Annotated in this window: 12 protein-coding genes; 10 read left to right on the top strand and 2 right to left on the bottom strand. The window is 68.6% G+C overall.

The window, feature by feature from the left end; translation table 11 throughout:
• Positions 1 to 97: 97 nt before the first annotated feature.
• Positions 98 to 1,426 (bottom strand): radical SAM protein, encoded by a 1,329-nt coding sequence (locus OG496_RS42590; protein ID WP_366493000.1) that lies wholly within the window; start codon positions 1,424 to 1,426, stop codon positions 98 to 100.
• Between the two features lie 417 nt (positions 1,427 to 1,843).
• Positions 1,844 to 2,503 (bottom strand): pyridoxamine 5'-phosphate oxidase family protein, encoded by a 660-nt coding sequence (locus tag OG496_RS42585; RefSeq protein WP_405974669.1) that lies wholly within the window; start codon positions 2,501 to 2,503, stop codon positions 1,844 to 1,846.
• A 127-nt stretch (positions 2,504 to 2,630) separates the two neighbouring features.
• Here OG496_RS42585 and OG496_RS42580 point away from each other — a divergent pair, with 127 nt between their 5' ends.
• The 10 genes from OG496_RS42580 (at position 2,631) to OG496_RS42535 (ending at position 15,460) form a co-directional block, all read left to right on the top strand.
• Positions 2,631 to 3,191 carry a TetR/AcrR family transcriptional regulator gene (locus tag OG496_RS42580; protein ID WP_405974668.1) on the top strand — a complete coding sequence of 187 codons (561 nt, stop codon included), beginning with the start codon at positions 2,631 to 2,633 and terminating at the stop codon, positions 3,189 to 3,191.
• A gap of 5 nt (positions 3,192 to 3,196) precedes the next feature.
• The gene (locus tag OG496_RS42575; protein WP_366493003.1) at positions 3,197 to 3,523 is read left to right on the top strand and encodes a hypothetical protein; all 327 of its coding nucleotides are present in this window, start codon (positions 3,197 to 3,199) and stop codon (positions 3,521 to 3,523) included.
• Positions 3,520 to 4,764, top strand: a complete 1,245-nt coding sequence (locus tag OG496_RS42570) for a D-arabinono-1,4-lactone oxidase (RefSeq protein WP_405974667.1) — start codon at positions 3,520 to 3,522, stop codon at positions 4,762 to 4,764. Before OG496_RS42575 ends, OG496_RS42570 begins: the two co-directional genes overlap by 4 nt.
• Before the next feature lie 128 nt (positions 4,765 to 4,892).
• Positions 4,893 to 6,152 carry an ROK family transcriptional regulator gene (locus OG496_RS42565; RefSeq protein WP_405974666.1) on the top strand — a complete coding sequence of 420 codons (1,260 nt, stop codon included), beginning with the start codon at positions 4,893 to 4,895 and terminating at the stop codon, positions 6,150 to 6,152.
• An 11-nt stretch (positions 6,153 to 6,163) separates the two neighbouring features.
• Positions 6,164 to 8,038, top strand: coding sequence for a glycoside hydrolase (locus OG496_RS42560; protein ID WP_405974665.1), 1,875 nt, complete (start codon positions 6,164 to 6,166; stop codon positions 8,036 to 8,038).
• A 225-nt stretch (positions 8,039 to 8,263) separates the two neighbouring features.
• Positions 8,264 to 9,529 carry an ABC transporter substrate-binding protein gene (locus tag OG496_RS42555; RefSeq protein ID WP_399393277.1) on the top strand — a complete coding sequence of 422 codons (1,266 nt, stop codon included), beginning with the start codon at positions 8,264 to 8,266 and terminating at the stop codon, positions 9,527 to 9,529.
• A gap of 20 nt (positions 9,530 to 9,549) precedes the next feature.
• Positions 9,550 to 10,518, top strand: a complete 969-nt coding sequence (locus OG496_RS42550; protein WP_405974664.1) for a carbohydrate ABC transporter permease — start codon at positions 9,550 to 9,552, stop codon at positions 10,516 to 10,518.
• Positions 10,515 to 11,381 (top strand): carbohydrate ABC transporter permease, encoded by an 867-nt coding sequence (locus OG496_RS42545; RefSeq protein WP_399393281.1) that lies wholly within the window; start codon positions 10,515 to 10,517, stop codon positions 11,379 to 11,381. Before OG496_RS42550 ends, OG496_RS42545 begins: the two co-directional genes overlap by 4 nt.
• Positions 11,382 to 11,408: 27 nt before the next feature.
• Positions 11,409 to 14,291 (top strand): glycoside hydrolase family 2 TIM barrel-domain containing protein, encoded by a 2,883-nt coding sequence (locus tag OG496_RS42540; RefSeq protein WP_405974663.1) that lies wholly within the window; start codon positions 11,409 to 11,411, stop codon positions 14,289 to 14,291.
• Positions 14,288 to 15,460 carry an MFS transporter gene (locus tag OG496_RS42535; RefSeq protein ID WP_405974662.1) on the top strand — a complete coding sequence of 391 codons (1,173 nt, stop codon included), beginning with the start codon at positions 14,288 to 14,290 and terminating at the stop codon, positions 15,458 to 15,460. The genes OG496_RS42540 and OG496_RS42535 overlap by 4 nt, the downstream gene beginning before the upstream one ends.
• Positions 15,461 to 15,483: the final 23 nt, after the last annotated feature.

Here is a 15,483-nt window from a genome sequence, read left to right as displayed (position 1 = left end):
GTATTCAATTACGGTGACTGTCAGTCGCCTCTATGCAGTTGTACGTGTCCGAGCCTCTCCCGGCTCACCTGTCACAGGAGTTGGCCACACCGTTACCTTACAAAGGCGCGGGCTCCTCGGCGTGCTCGGCGGGGAGACTGTCCATGAAGGAGCTGACGGAGAAGACCGCGCGGCCGGGGCCCGGCTCGCCGTATCCGGGCGGGGACTTGAGGCCGAAGTCCTCCATCGTCGCACGATAGGCCTCCAGCAGCCGGATGTGGTACTCCAGCGGAGCGCCCTGCGGATTGGCCTTGCCCAGCGGGGTGGTGGGCTCGGGGCACCAGGTGGTGAAGCGGGGCGTGATGCCCTGCGACATGAAGAAGCGCAGGCCCTCGGTCGTCGACGCGATCGCCTCGTCGACCGTCTTGAAGCCGAACGGCTCCGCCATCTCCACGCCGGCCACGAAGTTGGGGATCACGTTGCGCGCGCCGAAGATCTCCGCGGAGTCGAGGATGCGCTTGTGCCACTCGGCGCGGCCGACGTAGCGCTCCTTGCCCGGGCAGTGCAGCTTGAACAGATACTCGTCCCACACCTCGTAGTTGGGGTGGTAGATCTGCACGCCGTAGTCCTTGAACCGCTGCACGTCGTCCTTGGGCAGCGCCTGCGCGACGACCTTGCCGATCCAGCGGCCCGGGAAGCGCTCCTCGATGGCCTTGGCGTAGTGGCCGTAGAAGTCGGCCTCGTCGCGCCCGGCGACGGTCTTGGTGATCGCGCCGCCGGTGAGCGTGTAGGCGGTGGACACCTTCGCGGTGTCGTACCGGTCGATGATCTCCAGCGCTTCGAGGACCTCTTCCACGTCCTTGACGCCCGTGTACGGCCGCCCGGCGGCCTTGTGCTGGCGCCAGTTGTGGTTGATGTCGCAGTACTGGCACTCCTCCTTGGCGCCGAAGTACTGGCAGACACGGAAGACGGTCAGGTAGATCAGGTAGCCCCACTGGATGGTCGGGGCCACCTCCATGACGGACTTCCCGTTGGTGAGCTTGTGCCGGTAGTACTCCGGCATCGGCGGCACACCGACGTCCGCGATCCGCTTCCCGTCGAGGTACAGCCCGAGGACCCCGTCCTCGTCCGAGGCCACGCGGTACGGCGAGGTCGGGTTCACCCGCACGGAGACGACGGTCCGTCGCAGGTCGTACGGGCCACCCGTGAGGATGATCTCCTCCGGCGGGCGGCGCAGCGCGGCCTCGCCCAGCTCCGGCAGGGTGCCGTGGTCGAAGGAGAAGATGAAGTACGACTTCGGCTTCACCTCACCGCCCTCGTTGTCGCTGAGCGCGGACGGGTCGAAGGCGACTCCCCCGCGCAGCAGGTCCTCCTTGAAGACGGCCTCCCGCGGCACATGCGGAAAGCGCTCCATCAGATCCTCGACCAGCGCGGTGCGGCTGCCCATCCCGTATCTCCTCCCGGCTCAGGCGCCCTGCTCAGGCGTACGACTCCTCACGGTATGCCTCCGGCGGTTGGGCGGGGGGAGCGGGGGGTCGGTGTGGTGCGGTTCGGGTGGGTTTGGGTGGGCGGACGGGACGGGGGTGGGGGTGCGGGTTGTTTGTGGGGTGCGGGTGCGTTGTGGCTAGGTGCGCAGTTCCCCGCGCCCCTAAGGGGATGGGGGTGGGCGGGGTTGTGGGAGGCCGGGCCGGGGGCGGGAGCGGCGATCGGCGCGCAGCGGGTCAGTCGGGCTGGGGCGAGGGCCCGTCACATCGGGGCGGGCCAGGCCGGCCGGCAATACGTCCCTGGCGGTATCGCCCCGCAGCGGCGCGGGAGCGCCACAGGCCCGGGAGGGACACAGGCACAGGCAGAGATCGTTGCCGGGTCAGGCCTGATCGGTTCCCTCGCGGTGTGCGATGTGGTCCGGTACCGGGATGCCCGGGGGCAGCGCGGGGTCCGGGACGGGCGTGCCCCAAGTCGAGGTCAGTGGCAGGGTTCCCGCCCATACGGCCAGGTCCGCGTCCGGGCCGTCTCCGTCGTCGGGGCCGCCGGTACGGATCTTGACCGACGCCTCCTCCAAGGAGAGGGCGAGGAGGGTGGTGGCCGCAAGTTCCTTGCGGTTCGGCTGCCTGGCGTACGACCACTGGCCTGGCGTCGCGTGTTCGGTGAGGCGGCGCAGACCGGCCAGCTTCTCCTCCGGGTCGGTGACCTTGCGGGGCACCCCGTGGATCATCGCGCTGCGGTAGTTCACCCCGTGCTCGAACACCGACCGGGCCAGCACCAGCCCGTCGACATGCGTGACGGTGACGCACACGGGGGCTCCGCCCACGAGGCTACGACTCGCGACGGACCCGTGGACGTACAACTGCCGCCCGTACCTCCCGTACACCGTGGGGACTACGACCGGCCGCCCCTCGATCACGACCCCGAGGTGACAGACGAAACCGGCGTCGAGGATCGCGTCCAGGTCGGCCCGGTCGAGGCTGCCTTGTTCGGCGAGGCGGCGGTGTCGGGTGAGGTCGGTCTGCGGAAGACGGTCGGTCATACCGCCGCAGACTACCGATGCCGTACATCAATGGCCATACCTCCATCGGATATCGCACCTACGTGGCAACATCTCAACGAAATCCGAAGCATTGACGTGTCTGACATTTCTCGTCAGAATTGTCAGCATGGGCAAGCGGGACGACATCGTCACAGCGGCCGTCGACGTCTTCAGCCGGTACGGGTTCCGGCAGACCTCGATGGAACTCCTCGCGCGGGCCGCGGGTGTGTCCCGGCCCGCGCTGTACCAGCACTTCGCGAACAAGCAGGACGTCTTCGCCGCCGTCGCCGCCCGGGTCACCGACCTCATGACGGCCGCGGCCCACCGCGCCCGCGACGCCGAGGGGACCGCGGCCGACCAGGTCTACGGCGTGCTCGCGGTGAAGCTGGAGACGGCGATCGGTGTCACCGAGGCGCGATTCCGGCAGGAGCTGGTCTCGGAGGCCGCCGCGATGGGGCTGACCTCGGCCGAGGACGGACTGCTCGACGCGCTGGTGGATCTGCTCGCCGACGCTCCCGAACCACGCGAGACCGCCGCACTCCTGCTCGCCGCGACCGTCGGCATCGGCCAGTCCGACGGCACCCCGGAGCTGCTCCGCGGCCGGCTGCGCCGACTCGTCGACCTCGTCATGAACGGCCTCGGCAGCGGGCCGGTACGAGAGAACACCCCACCGCCTCAAAGGAGTTGAGCACCATGATCGGTACGCTCGTCCTCGGTCTCGCCGCCGGCTTCTGCGCGGGGAACGGCCTCCCGTACTACGTGATGGGCAGCACGGGTGAAGGGATCAGCCCGGGCCCGTTCCGTCCCTCCGCCACCGCCAACGTCCTCTCCGGCTGGGTGCTGATCGTCGCCGCGGCCGTCTGCTGGCACTACACCGATACGCAGGCACATCGGCTGCCGACTTATGCTGCGGCAGCAGCAGGAGTCCTCCTCGTCGGGCTGATCCACGCCCGGCTGTGGCGCACCGACCCCTGGGGCAGGACACGCGAACGCACGCTCCCGGAGGGACGACAGGCATGACGGAGACGGTCACCAATTGGGCCGGCAACATCACCTACGCGGCGAAGGAACTCCACCGCCCGCGCACACTCGACGCCCTCAGGACCCTCGTGGCCGAGAGCGCGCGGGTACGGGTGCTGGGCAGCGGCCACTCCTTCAACGAGATCGCCGAGCCGGGCCCCGACGGCACCCTGCTGTCGATCGCCGTACTGCCGCCCGAGTTCGACGTGGACACGACGGCCCGGACGGTACGGGTGTCGGGCGGCGTCCGGTACGCGGAGCTGGCCCGCCGGGTGGACGCGCACGGGCTCGCGCTGCCCAACATGGCGTCCCTGCCCCACATCTCGGTGGCCGGTTCGGTGGCGACCGGCACACATGGTTCGGGCGTCGGCAACGGCTCGCTCGCGTCGGCCGTCCGCGAGGTAGAGATCGTGACGGCGGACGGTTCCACGGTCACGATCGCGCGCGGCGACGACCGTTTCGACGGTGCCGTGACCTCCCTGGGCGCGCTCGGTGTCGTCACCTCGCTCACCCTCGACCTGGAGCCGGCCTTCGAGGTCGAGCAGCACGTCTTCACCGAACTGCCGCTCGCCGGGCTGGACTTCGAGACGGTGGCGGCATCGGCGTACAGCGTCAGTCTGTTCACCGACTGGCGGGAGCCGGGCTTCCGGCAGGTGTGGCTGAAGCGGCGCACCGACCAGCCGGCGGTCGACTTCCCGTGGGCCGCGCCCGCGACCGAGGCGCTGCACCCGGTGCCGGGGATGCCCGCGGTCAACACCACCGAGCAGCTCGGGGTGGCGGGGCCGTGGCACGAGCGGCTGCCGCACTTCCGGGCGGAGTTCACGCCGAGCAGCGGGGCGGAGCTGCAGTCGGAGTACCTGCTGCCGCGGTCGGCCGCGCTCGACGCGCTGTACGCGGTCGACGGTATCCGGGAGACGGTCGCCGGTGTCCTGCAGACCTGTGAGGTGCGGACGGTCGCCGCCGACGCGCAGTGGCTGAGCCCCTCGTACGGGCGGGACACGGTCGCCCTGCACTTCACCTGGATCGAGGACACGGAGACGGTGCTGCCCGTGGTGCGACGGCTGGAGGAGGCACTGGACGCCTTCGACGCGCGGCCGCACTGGGGCAAGGTGTTCACCACTCCGGCTCAGGTGCTGCGCGGGCGCTATCCGCGTCTCGGCGACTTCGCGGCGCTGGCGCGGGACCTCGACCCGGAAGGCAAGTTCGCCAACTCCTTCGTCCGGGACATCCTCGGCGACTGACCGCGCGACCGGCTGGGCGGCGACTTTGTATGGCCCCTTTCCTAACCCCTTGTCGAACGTCGCCCGCTGCCCATAGCCTTGCGCCGCGCCGGTGCCGTCGTGCCTCGGCATGACGCAAGGGGGAAGGGATGGCGACCGCTCCGGCCAAGCGCACGTCACGCGACATCCGTACCGCGAACCGCTACGAGGTGCTGCGCCAGATCATCGCCGAATCGCCCACCTCCCGGCAGGAGTTGGCCGCCGCGACCGGGCTGAGCCTGGCCACGGTGGCCACGCTCGTCGGTGAGCTGCTCGACCTCCGGATGATCACCGAGGTCGGTTTCGAGGACTCGGCGGGGGGCCGCCCGCGAGGGCTGGTGGCGGTCAACGCGTCGGGGGGCGCGCTGATCGGCGTCGACATCGCGGAGACGTACGTCCATGTCGAACTCTTCGACCTGGCACTGAACGTGCTGGCCCGCGCCGACGAGGACATGCGCCCCGGCGAGAGTCTGCCGGAGCAGGTGGTCAGCCATGTGGCCGCGGCCGTCGGCTCGGTGGTCGCGCAGGCCGGCATCGAGGGCGCGCGCGTGCTGGGCGTCGGGGTGAGCGTGCCGGGGCAGGTGGACCGCGACACCGGTGTCTCGGAGTACGCGCCCAACTGGGACTGGCACGACGTGCCGTTGCTCGACCTGCTGTCCGAAGTGATCGCCTATCCCCTGTACTTGGACAATCCGCTGCGCGCCTGCGCGGTCGCCGAGATGTGGTTCGGGGCGGCGCGCGGGCGCGGGGACGCGGTGGTGGTCAACCTCGGGACCGGGGTCGGCGCGGGGCTCGCGCTCGGCGGGGCGCTCTACCGGGGGGTGAGCAACAGCGCGGGCGAGTGGGGCCATACGACGCTCGTGCTGGACGGGCGGTTGTGCCGCTGCGGCAACCACGGCTGTGTGGAGGCGTACGTCGGCGCGCCCGGAATCATGCTGAACCTACGGGAGTTGAGCCCGCGCAGCCCGCTGCTGCACCCCGACGACCAGACGGCCACCATCGACGCCCTGGCCCGCGCCGTGGACGCGCACGACCCCGTGGCGCTCAAAGTCGTGCGGGAGACGGCCCGTTACATCGGTGCGGGCATCGCCAACCTGGTCAACATCCTCAACCCCGAAGTCGTCGTGCTCAGCAGCTGGGTCGCCCGCAGGCTCGGTGAACCCCTGCTGCACGAGGTGCGCGAGGCCGTCCAACGGCACGCGCTCAGGCGGCCGTTCGCCGCCACCCGGATCGTCCTCTCCCCCATCCTCACCGACCCGGCGTGCCTGGGCGCGGCGACGTTCGCGCTGGAAGGGGCACTTCAGTCGGTCGGGCAGAGGGCAAGTAAACGCGCCACCCCCGCAAGGAGCCGTACCGCACCACCTTCATGACGACGGAAGGGATGCACGTGACTCACCCCCACCCCAGGAGAACGATCCTCGCGACAGCGGCAGCCGCGCTGGCTGTCACCGGGGCCCTGCTCTCCGCGCCGCCCGCGAACGCCGACGGCGTCGCACCGGCCGAAGTCTCCCCCCACGCGGCCCAGACCATCGACAACATCGGCGCGTCCGGCGCCTGGTGGGTCAACGACCTGCAGCACTTCACGCCCGAGGTCCAGGCCCGGGTGGCCCAACTCCTGTTCTCCGCGAAGGGGTTGGATCTCACCTCGTACCGCTACAACATCGGCGGTGGCGGCACCGCGGTCAGCACCCCGGCCCGCGCCGCGCAGGACTTCCTCAACGCCGACGGCAGCTACGACTGGAGCAAGGACAAGGGCGGTCGGACGTTCCTCAAGTACGCCGCGAAGTACGGCGTCCAGGATCTGATCGGCTTCGTCAACAGCGCGCCCGCGCAGTGGACGACCAACGGGCAGAGCTGCGGCGGGCAGTTGAAGCCGGAGAACGAGAGCGACTACGCGAAGTACGTCGCCGACGTGACCGCCCACTTCGCGAAGCAGGGCGCGAAGTTCGACTACATCAGCCCCTTCAACGAGCCGAACAACGACTTCGGCGACTGCGGCCAGGAGGGCATGCAGGTCACCGTCGCCCAACGCGACGACATCGTGCGGGCGTTGGGAGCCGAGCAGAAGGCCCAGCACCAGAAGACGTCGATCATCGCCGACGAGTCGAGCAGCACGGTCAGCTTCTCCACGGAGGTCCCGCAGTGGATCTCGCAGCCGGACACCGCGCAGTACGTGTCGAAGCTGGCGCACCACACGTACAACAACCCGAACGACGGCCAGTTGGGCAACGTCTACGAGACGGCGAAGACGGTCGGCAAGGACTCCTGGGCCACCGAGATCTGCTGCTTCGGCAAGGGCGGCACGGGCTGGAACCAGGAGTACGACCCGACGATCGACAACGCCCTGCTCATGTCCCGGATCATCTACAAGGACTTCGCGAGCTCGCACGACTCGGCGTTCCAGTGGTGGGTGGCCCTCGCCAGCGGCTACGGCACGGACCCGGCCACGCGCAACGACGTCGGCTGGAACGACGGGCTGATCTACTACGACCCCGACTACGCGACGAACGGCAACCAGACCCTGTACTTCACCAAGCGGTACTACGCGCTCGGCCAGTACAGCAAGTTCGTGACCCCGGGCTCCGTCGCTCACAACGTGACGGGTGCGCCGAGCGGTGTCGAAGTGAGCTCGTACGACCGGGACGGCAAGTGGGTCGTCGTGGTCAACAACCAGAACACGACGGACACTTCGCTGAATCTGCACTTCAACAGCAAGGTTCCGGTGCGGGCGACACAGGCGGTCCGTACCTCGGCCACGGAGAACTGGGCGAAGGTCGCGAAGCCGGACGTGAGCGGCTCCACGGTGTCCACGAGCCTCGCGGCCCGCTCGATCACGACGTACGTCTTCGACCAGAAGGACCGTAAGGGCGGTAACGGCGGTCAGGGACACGGGAGTTCGACCGCCGTCACCGGCGCCCTCCAGGGCAAGCAGTCCGGCAAGTGCCTGACGGCGGATGTCTCGGGGGCTGCGCTCGGCACCTGCACGGGCGGGTCCGAGCAGGCATGGTCGTACGACGCGAAGGGCGGCCTGAAAACTGCCAACGGGTATCTGACGGTGGGGAGTTCGGGGCTGACGACCACCGCCGACTTCACGGGTGATCCCGGCCAGCGATGGCTGCTGAACGGCAACGGACAGATCCTCAGCGAGGCGTCCGGGAAGTGCCTCGACGTGAGCGGGCAGGCGACCGCGGACGGCAGCAAGGTGATCCTCTACAGCTGCAACGGCGGGGCCAACGAGGCCTGGTCAAAGGTGTAACGACCACCTGAGTGCGGGGTGCGGGTCGCCTTCACGGCGGCCCGCGCCTTCGTCACGTCCGGTATTCCGAACACTACACAACGCTTCGAACAGACTTCGTCCAACCCCTTGCCGAAGGCTTAGGCGAAGGTTAACGTCCCGCTCCGCACCTCGATTTGAGCCACCGGCCACCACTCAGCCGTGGAGCCGTGGAGCCGCAGCCGCGCGAGAGACAAGGACGTCACGATGTCGGCAATGAGCAACAGCAACTGGTCCCGCCGATCGATATTCCGGGCGGCCGCGGGGATGGCCGCGGCCGGCACGCTGGCCGCGTGCGGGGGTAACAACGGGCGGGGCGGGGGCTCCGGTTCGGGCAAGCAGCTCGTCCAGTACTTCCACGCGTACGGCGAGGCCGGGACCGAGCAGGCGATCAAGCGGTACGCGAAGGCGTACTCGAAGGCCGACGTGACCACGAACTGGATCACCGGCAGCAACTTCGAGGCCAAGCTCTTCTCGTCCCTGCTGACCAAGCAGGCGCCCGACGTCTTCGAGTTCCACCCGCAGTTGCAGCTGGTCAAGAGCGGTCAGGTGGCCGACCTGAGCGACATCATCGATCCGGTCAAGGACGACTTCAACCCGGCCGACATCAAGTCGCACACCGTGGACGGCAAGGTCTACGGGATCCGGATGATCGACGACCCGCAGTTCTTCTACTACCGCAAGTCGATGCTGGAGAAGGCCAAGGTCGAAGTCCCCACCACGATCGACGAGTTGCTGGAGGCAGCCGCCAAGCTCACCACGAGCAAGGTCAAGGGTGCCTACCTCGGCAACGACTTCACCGCGGTCCAGAACCCGATCATCTGGTCGGCCGGCGCCGACACGCTCGACGCCAACAACCAGATCGCGTACCACACGGACGGGGTCGTCGAAGGCCTCAAGAAGCTCCGCCAGTTGTTCACCAGCGGCCATGTGCTGCTCGACGCCCCGACCGACTTCTGGGACCCGTCCTCGCTCAACCAGGGCCTGTGCGCCATCCAGTGGGGCGGCATGTGGTCCATGCCGGCGATGCAGAAGGCGCTCGGCGACGACCTGGGCGTCTTCCCCTTCCCGAGCATCGGCAGCAGCGGCAAGCAGTCGGTGTACAACGGCGGTTGGTCGATGTTCGTCAACGCCAAGGGCGACAACGTCGAGGCGGCCAAGGCCTACGTCAAGTGGCTGTGGATCGACCAGAAGAAGTACCAGGAGGACTGGGCGCTGTCCTACGGCTTCCACATCCCGCCGCGCTCCTCGATCGCCGCCGAGGCCACCAAGCTCAAGTCCGGCCTCCCCGCCGAGGGCGTCAAGCTCTTCACCGACTACGGCCACTTCGACAACATCGGCTTCGACCAGACCATGCTCACCGCGTTCGGCGACGTGATCGCCAACTCCGTGCGCAAGAACGGCAATCCGGAAGCCGCGCTCGACGCCTGCGACAAAAAGGTCGACGTCGAGCTCAAGAAGCTGTTCGGATAGGCCGGCGGACGGAACCCGAGATGTCGACCACCACCACGCGCGGGGTCGCGCAGTCCGCCACGGCCAAGGCCTCCCAGGCCCGGCCGCGGCGGGGCCTGCGTTCCAACGCCACCCTGAACTTCTGGCTCTTCACCGGCCCGTTCCTCATCGGCCTGGTGATCTTCGTCTTCGTCCCCATCGGATGGAGCATCTGGCTCAGCTTCTTCGACGCCCGCTACACCGTCACGCCGAGCCATTTCATCGGCTTCGACAACTACAAGCAGATCCTGACCAACAGCAACTTCCCTGAATCGCTTGTGACGTTCACGGTGTTCGCCGCGTTCATCGTGCCGACCACCTGGGCACTGTCGCTGGGTCTGGCCCTGCTGGTGAACCAACTCCGGTTCATGCGGGCGTTCTTCCGGTCGGTGTTCTTCCTGCCGACCGCCGTCTCGTACGTCGCCGCCGCGCTGATCTGGAAGATGTCCATCTTCAGCGGCGTCCGCTTCGGCCTGATGAACACCGTCCTCGGCTGGTTCGGCGTCGACAACATCGCCTATCTGGCGAACCCGAGCCCGCCGTGGTACTGGCTGGTCATCGTGACCCTGCGCCTGTGGATCCAGGCCGGCTTCTACATGATCCTGTTCCTGGCCGCGCTGCAGAACATCCCGGCGGAGCTGTACGAGGCCGCCGCCATCGACGGAGCCAAGCCGGGCTGGCAGACCTTCCGGCACATCACCCTGCCCCAACTCCGGGCCACTTCGACCGCGGTGATCCTGCTGCTGCTCATCGCCGCCTACCAGGCGTTCGACGAGTTCTTCAACATCATCGGAACCAAGGCGACTTGGGCCCAGACCCCGCTCATGGAGCTGTACAAGACGGCCCTCGGCACCAGCCAGGACTACGGCGCCGGCAGCGCGGGCGCGGTCATCCTGTCCCTGCTGATCTGCATCGTCACCCTCGCCCAGGGCAAGATCATGGGCTTCGGACGAGGGGAGGAGGCCAAGTGACCACCACCGCACCGCAGTTGGGAAAGAAGCGCAAGAAGCGCGGCGGCATCCTCGGCAACACCGGCCTGTATCTCGCCGTCGGCGTCGCCGCCCTGCTCTTCCTGCTCCCCTTCTATCTGATCGTCCGCAACGCCCTCTCCACGGACCCGGAGATCACCGGCGAGAACTGGAAGCTGCTCCCCTCCTTCCAGTGGGGCAACATCTCCGAGCTGTTCGACGACCCGACCGTCCAGTTCGGCCGCTCCCTCTGGAACTCCACGGTCGTCGCCGTCCTGATGACCGTGGGCACGCTCCTGGTCTGCTCGCTGGCCGGCTACGGCCTGGCCCGCATCCCGTACAAGCACTCCAACAAGGTCTTCTACGCCGTCCTGGCGACCCTGATGGTCCCCACAGCCGTGACCTTCGTACCGAGTTTCGTGCTCGTCTCGTCCCTCGGCTGGGTCGACACCTACCGGGGTCTCATCATCCCGGGCCTCTTCAGTGGTTTCACATGCTTCCTCTTCCGGCAGTACTTCCTGGGGTTCCCCAAGGAGTTGGAGGAGGCGGCACGCGTGGACGGGCTCGGCTACTGGGGCGCGTACTGGCGGATCGTCGTGCCCAACTCGCTGAACTTCTTCGCCGCGATCGCCACGATCACCTTCATCAGCGGCTGGAACGCGTTCCTCTGGCCGCTGGTCATCGGCCAGGACCCGGACTCCTGGACCGTCCAGATCGCCCTGTCCTCGTTCATGACGAACCAGACCGTCAACTTCCATCTCATCTTCATGGCCACCGCAGTTTCCATCCTGCCCCTGGTGTTCGTGTTCCTCTTCCTCCAGCGCTGGCTGGTCCAGGGCATCGCGCAGACCGGCATCAAGGGCTGACACCCGCATCTCACGACCTGGAGACCGATGACTTCCAGCACCGCCGCCGACTACATCGAGGACGTCTCCCCGGGCAGCGGAGCCCTCCCACCCCGCGCCCGGTACGCGTCCTCGGACGCGAAGTCACTGTCACTGAACGGCAGTTGGCGTCTCCGTGTGTCGGCGACGGCCGACGCCGAGGACGACTCGTTCGCCGGGGAGGGCTACGACGCCGGGGACTGGGCCGAGGTCACGGTCCCCGGCCACTGGGTCCTGCAGGGGCACGGCTCCCCCATCTACACCAACCACCTCTACCCCTTCCCGGTCGACCCGCCCCGCGTCCCGACCGAGAACCCGACCGGCGACCACCTCCGCACGTTCGACCTGCCGTCCGAATGGCCCTCGGACGGCGGGGCCGTGCTGCGCTTCGACGGGGTGGAGTCCTGCGCCCGCGTCTGGCTCAACGGCACGGACATCGGCGAGTTCAAGGGGTCGAGGCTGCCGCACGAGTTCGCCGTCGGGCACCTGTTGAAGCCCTCCGGCAACGTGCTGGCCGTCCGTGTCCACCAGTGGTCCGCGGGCTCGTACCTGGAGGACCAGGACCAGTGGTGGCTGCCCGGCATCTTCCGTGACGTCACCCTGCTGCACCGCCCGCCGGGCAACGCCCTCGACTTCTTCGTGCACGCCTCCTACGACCACCTCGCCGACGAGGGCACCCTCCGCGTCGACTCCGACGTCGACGGCCGCGTCACCGTGCCCGCTCTGGACATCGATGTCGCGACGGGCGAATCGGTCACCGTGCCGGTGCGCGCGTGGACGGCCGAAACCCCGTACCTGTACGACGGGTTGCTCACCACCGAGGGTGAACACATCCCCCTCCGCATCGGCTTCCGGACCGTCGAACTCTCCGACGGGCTCATCAAGGTCAACGGCAAGGCGATCCTCTTCAAGGGCGTCAACCGCCATGAATGGCACCCTGAGAAGGGCCGCGCCCTCGACCTGGAGACCATGCGCGAGGACGTGCTGCTGATGAAGCGGCACAACATCAACGCCGTCCGCACCTCGCACTATCCGCCGCACCCCGACTTCCTGGACCTGTGCGACGAGTACGGCCTCTGGGTCATCGACGAGTGCGACCTGGAGACCCACGGTTTCACCGAACAGGCCTGGCGCGACAACCCCGTTGACGACGACCGCTGGACCCCGGCCCTGCTGGACCGCGCGGCCCGCATGGTCGAGCGCGACAAGAACCACCCGTCGATCGTCATCTGGTCGCTGGGCAACGAGGCCGGCACCGGTCGCGGCCTGACGGCCATGTCCGAGTGGATCCGCTCCCGGGACAGCTCACGCCTCGTGCACTACGAGGGCGACATCAACTGCCGTGACACGGACGTCTATTCACGGATGTACGCCGACCACGCCGAGGTCGAGCGCATCGGCCGTGGCCTGGACGGCGGCACCCACCGTCGCCGCCAACTCCCCTTCATCCTCTGCGAGTACGCCCACGCCATGGGCAACGGTCCCGGCGGACTCGCCGACTACCAGCGCCTCTTCGAGTCGTACGACCGGCTCCAGGGCGGTTTCGTCTGGGAGTGGATCGACCACGGCATCAAGGACGAACGCTTCGGCTTCGCGTACGGCGGTGACTTCGGCGAGGAGCTGCACGACGGGAACTTCGTCTGCGACGGCCTGGTCTTCCCGGACCGCGCGTCCTCCCCCGGCCTGATTGAGTACAAGAAGGTGATCGAGCCGGTCCGGATCACGGGCGACGGTGCGGACGGCACCGTACGCATCACCAACGCGTACGACTTCGCCGACCTGTCCGCCCTGGCCTTCGCCTGGTCGTACCAAGTGGACGGCGAGACAGTCGAGTCGGGCACCCTCACCGTGCCCGCGCTCGCCCCCGGTGAGTCGGCCGACGTGAAGCTGCCCGCACCGCCCACGGGGTCCGACGGCGCCGAATCCCAGTGGACCGTACGGGCGTCGCTAGCGGCCGACACCGCATGGGGTCCCGCCGGACATGTCATCGGCTGGGGCCAATTCCCGGTCGCGGCACGCGCGTTGCCGTCCGTATCCGCCGTGGCCGGGCCCGTGCTCGGGGAGCGGCGGATCACGCTCGGCCCGGCCACCTTCGACGCGCGCACAGGTGAGTTGAAGACGATCGGCGCGGTCGACGTCACCGGTCTCCGCCTCGATGTGTGGCGGGCGCCCACCGACAACGACGACGGCGCGCCCTGGCAGACGGACGTCCGCTTCGGCCTGCTCTGGCGGAAGTTCGGGCTGCACCGCATGCGACACCGCCTGGACGGCGTGGAGTTCAGCGAGGACGCGCTGACGGTCCGCACCCGGGTGGCGCCCGCCGCCTGGGAGGTGGGCCTCGCCTCGGTGTACCGCTGGACCTCGGACGGTTCGCGGCTACGGCTGACCGTGTCGGTGGCACCCGAGGGCGACTGGACCTTCCCGCTGCCGAGGTTGGGCATCCGCTTCGGCATCGACGCGAGCGCCGACCGGGTGCGGTGGTTCGGGGGCGGTCCCGGCGAGGGGTACCCCGACACCAAGTCGGCCTCGCTGCAGGGCCGTTGGGAGTCCACGGTCGACGGCCTCCAGACCCCCTACGTCCGCCCGCAGGAGAACGGCGCCCGCCCCGACGTCCGTTGGGCGGAGATCGGCGGGCTGCGGATCGACGGCGACCCTGAGTTCTGGTTCACCGCCCGCCGCTGGACGACGGAGCAGCTCGACGCGGCCACCCACCGCACCGATCTCACCCCCAGCGACACGGTCTGGGTGAACCTCGACCACGGCCAGCACGGCATCGGCTCGCAGTCCTGCGGCCCGGGCCCGCTCCCGCAGTACTTCCTGAACGCCCGACCCACCGAGTTCTCCTTCGTGTTCTCGGAATCCACGCGCTCGGAAACCCCGGAGACCAGTTGACTGACATAGTCACGAAATCGCCTGCGGCCGACCGGCTCTTCGCCCGGTCGGCCGCGGTCGCGTCCTGCGTCGGCTTCATCCTCATCGGGATGCTCCAGGCCCTCTACGGCCCCGCGATCCCGGGCCTGCGCCACGAGTTCGGCCTGTCCCCCTCAGCCGCCGCCCTCGGTCTGAGCCTGCACTTCGCGGGCGGCGTCGCGGGCGTCCTCGCCTTCAACGCGATCCACTCCCGGATCAGCAACAGGGCACTGCTGGCGTGGGGTTACGGCCTGATGGCGGCGGGCGGCGCGGGTTTCGCACTCGCCCCGAACTGGCCGCTCGCGCTGGCCGCCGCGTTCCTCGGCGGTCTCGGCTTCGGCGGAATCGACTACGGCCTCAACCAGCTCTTCGCCGTGGGCTTCGGCGACCGTTCCACCGCCATGCTGAACGTACTCAACGCGCACTTCGGCATCGGCGCGGTCCTCGGCCCGGCGATCGTGGCCTGGCTCGGCCCGGACGGCTACCCGTACGCCTTCGGGGCCTGCGCGGCGCTGGCGGCGGTGCTGGTGTTCGCGGGCTCAAGTGGCGTACGTACACGTGTATCTGACGCTCCACCAGCACCGACGGGAAGCCGGGGTCTGGGCCTGTCCCGGATCCTCGTCGGCTTCCTGGTCCTCTACATCCTCAACGTGGGCGTGGAGGCGGGCGTCGGTGGCTGGGAGCCCACGCATCTGGAGACCGTGGGCTACACCGCGACCGTGGCCGCGTCGGCGACCTCGGTGTACTGGCTGATGATGACGGCGGGCCGCTTCCTCGTCGTACCGATCACGATGCGCCACGCCCCCGAGCGCATCCTCGCGGTGTGCGCGGCCGGGATGACGGTGTGTCTGCTGTTGACGCTGGTTAAAGGAGTGGCACCGGTGGCGTATGCCGGTGTTGGCTTGTTCATCGCGCCGGTCTTTCCGACGGGCCTTGCCTGGCTCAACTCGGCGCTCCCCCAGGCCAGGCGCGCGGGAGCGTGGGTGATCGCGGCCTCGAACGTCGGCGGAGTGGCGGCTCCACCGCTGCTCGGCGTCGGGATCGAGGCCTCCGGGATCCACGCGGTGCCCTGGCTGTTGACCGTGTTGTCGGGCGCGTCGCTGCTGGCGACCGTCCACCTGATCAGACTGACGAGGAGGTCCGCATCATGAACGCTCTGTTCCGGCTCACCCGA

This window comes from Streptomyces sp. NBC_00988 (genome assembly GCF_045162645.1).
GTDB lineage: Bacteria > Actinomycetota > Actinomycetes > Streptomycetales > Streptomycetaceae > Streptomyces.
This window is presented reverse-complemented; position numbering and strand designations above follow the sequence as displayed.

Coding starts and splice junctions, on each gene's coding strand:
- OG496_RS42590 (WP_366493000.1), bottom strand. CDS start 1,426: ATGGGCAGCCGCACCGCGCTGGTCGAGGATCTGATGGAGCGCTTTCCG.
- OG496_RS42585 (WP_405974669.1), bottom strand. CDS start 2,503: ATGACCGACCGTCTTCCGCAGACCGACCTCACCCGACACCGCCGCCTC.
- OG496_RS42580 (WP_405974668.1), top strand. CDS start 2,631: ATGGGCAAGCGGGACGACATCGTCACAGCGGCCGTCGACGTCTTCAGC.
- OG496_RS42575 (WP_366493003.1), top strand. CDS start 3,197: ATGATCGGTACGCTCGTCCTCGGTCTCGCCGCCGGCTTCTGCGCGGGG.
- OG496_RS42570 (WP_405974667.1), top strand. CDS start 3,520: ATGACGGAGACGGTCACCAATTGGGCCGGCAACATCACCTACGCGGCG.
- OG496_RS42565 (WP_405974666.1), top strand. CDS start 4,893: ATGGCGACCGCTCCGGCCAAGCGCACGTCACGCGACATCCGTACCGCG.
- OG496_RS42560 (WP_405974665.1), top strand. CDS start 6,164: ATGCACGTGACTCACCCCCACCCCAGGAGAACGATCCTCGCGACAGCG.
- OG496_RS42555 (WP_399393277.1), top strand. CDS start 8,264: ATGTCGGCAATGAGCAACAGCAACTGGTCCCGCCGATCGATATTCCGG.
- OG496_RS42550 (WP_405974664.1), top strand. CDS start 9,550: ATGTCGACCACCACCACGCGCGGGGTCGCGCAGTCCGCCACGGCCAAG.
- OG496_RS42540 (WP_405974663.1), top strand. CDS start 11,409: ATGACTTCCAGCACCGCCGCCGACTACATCGAGGACGTCTCCCCGGGC.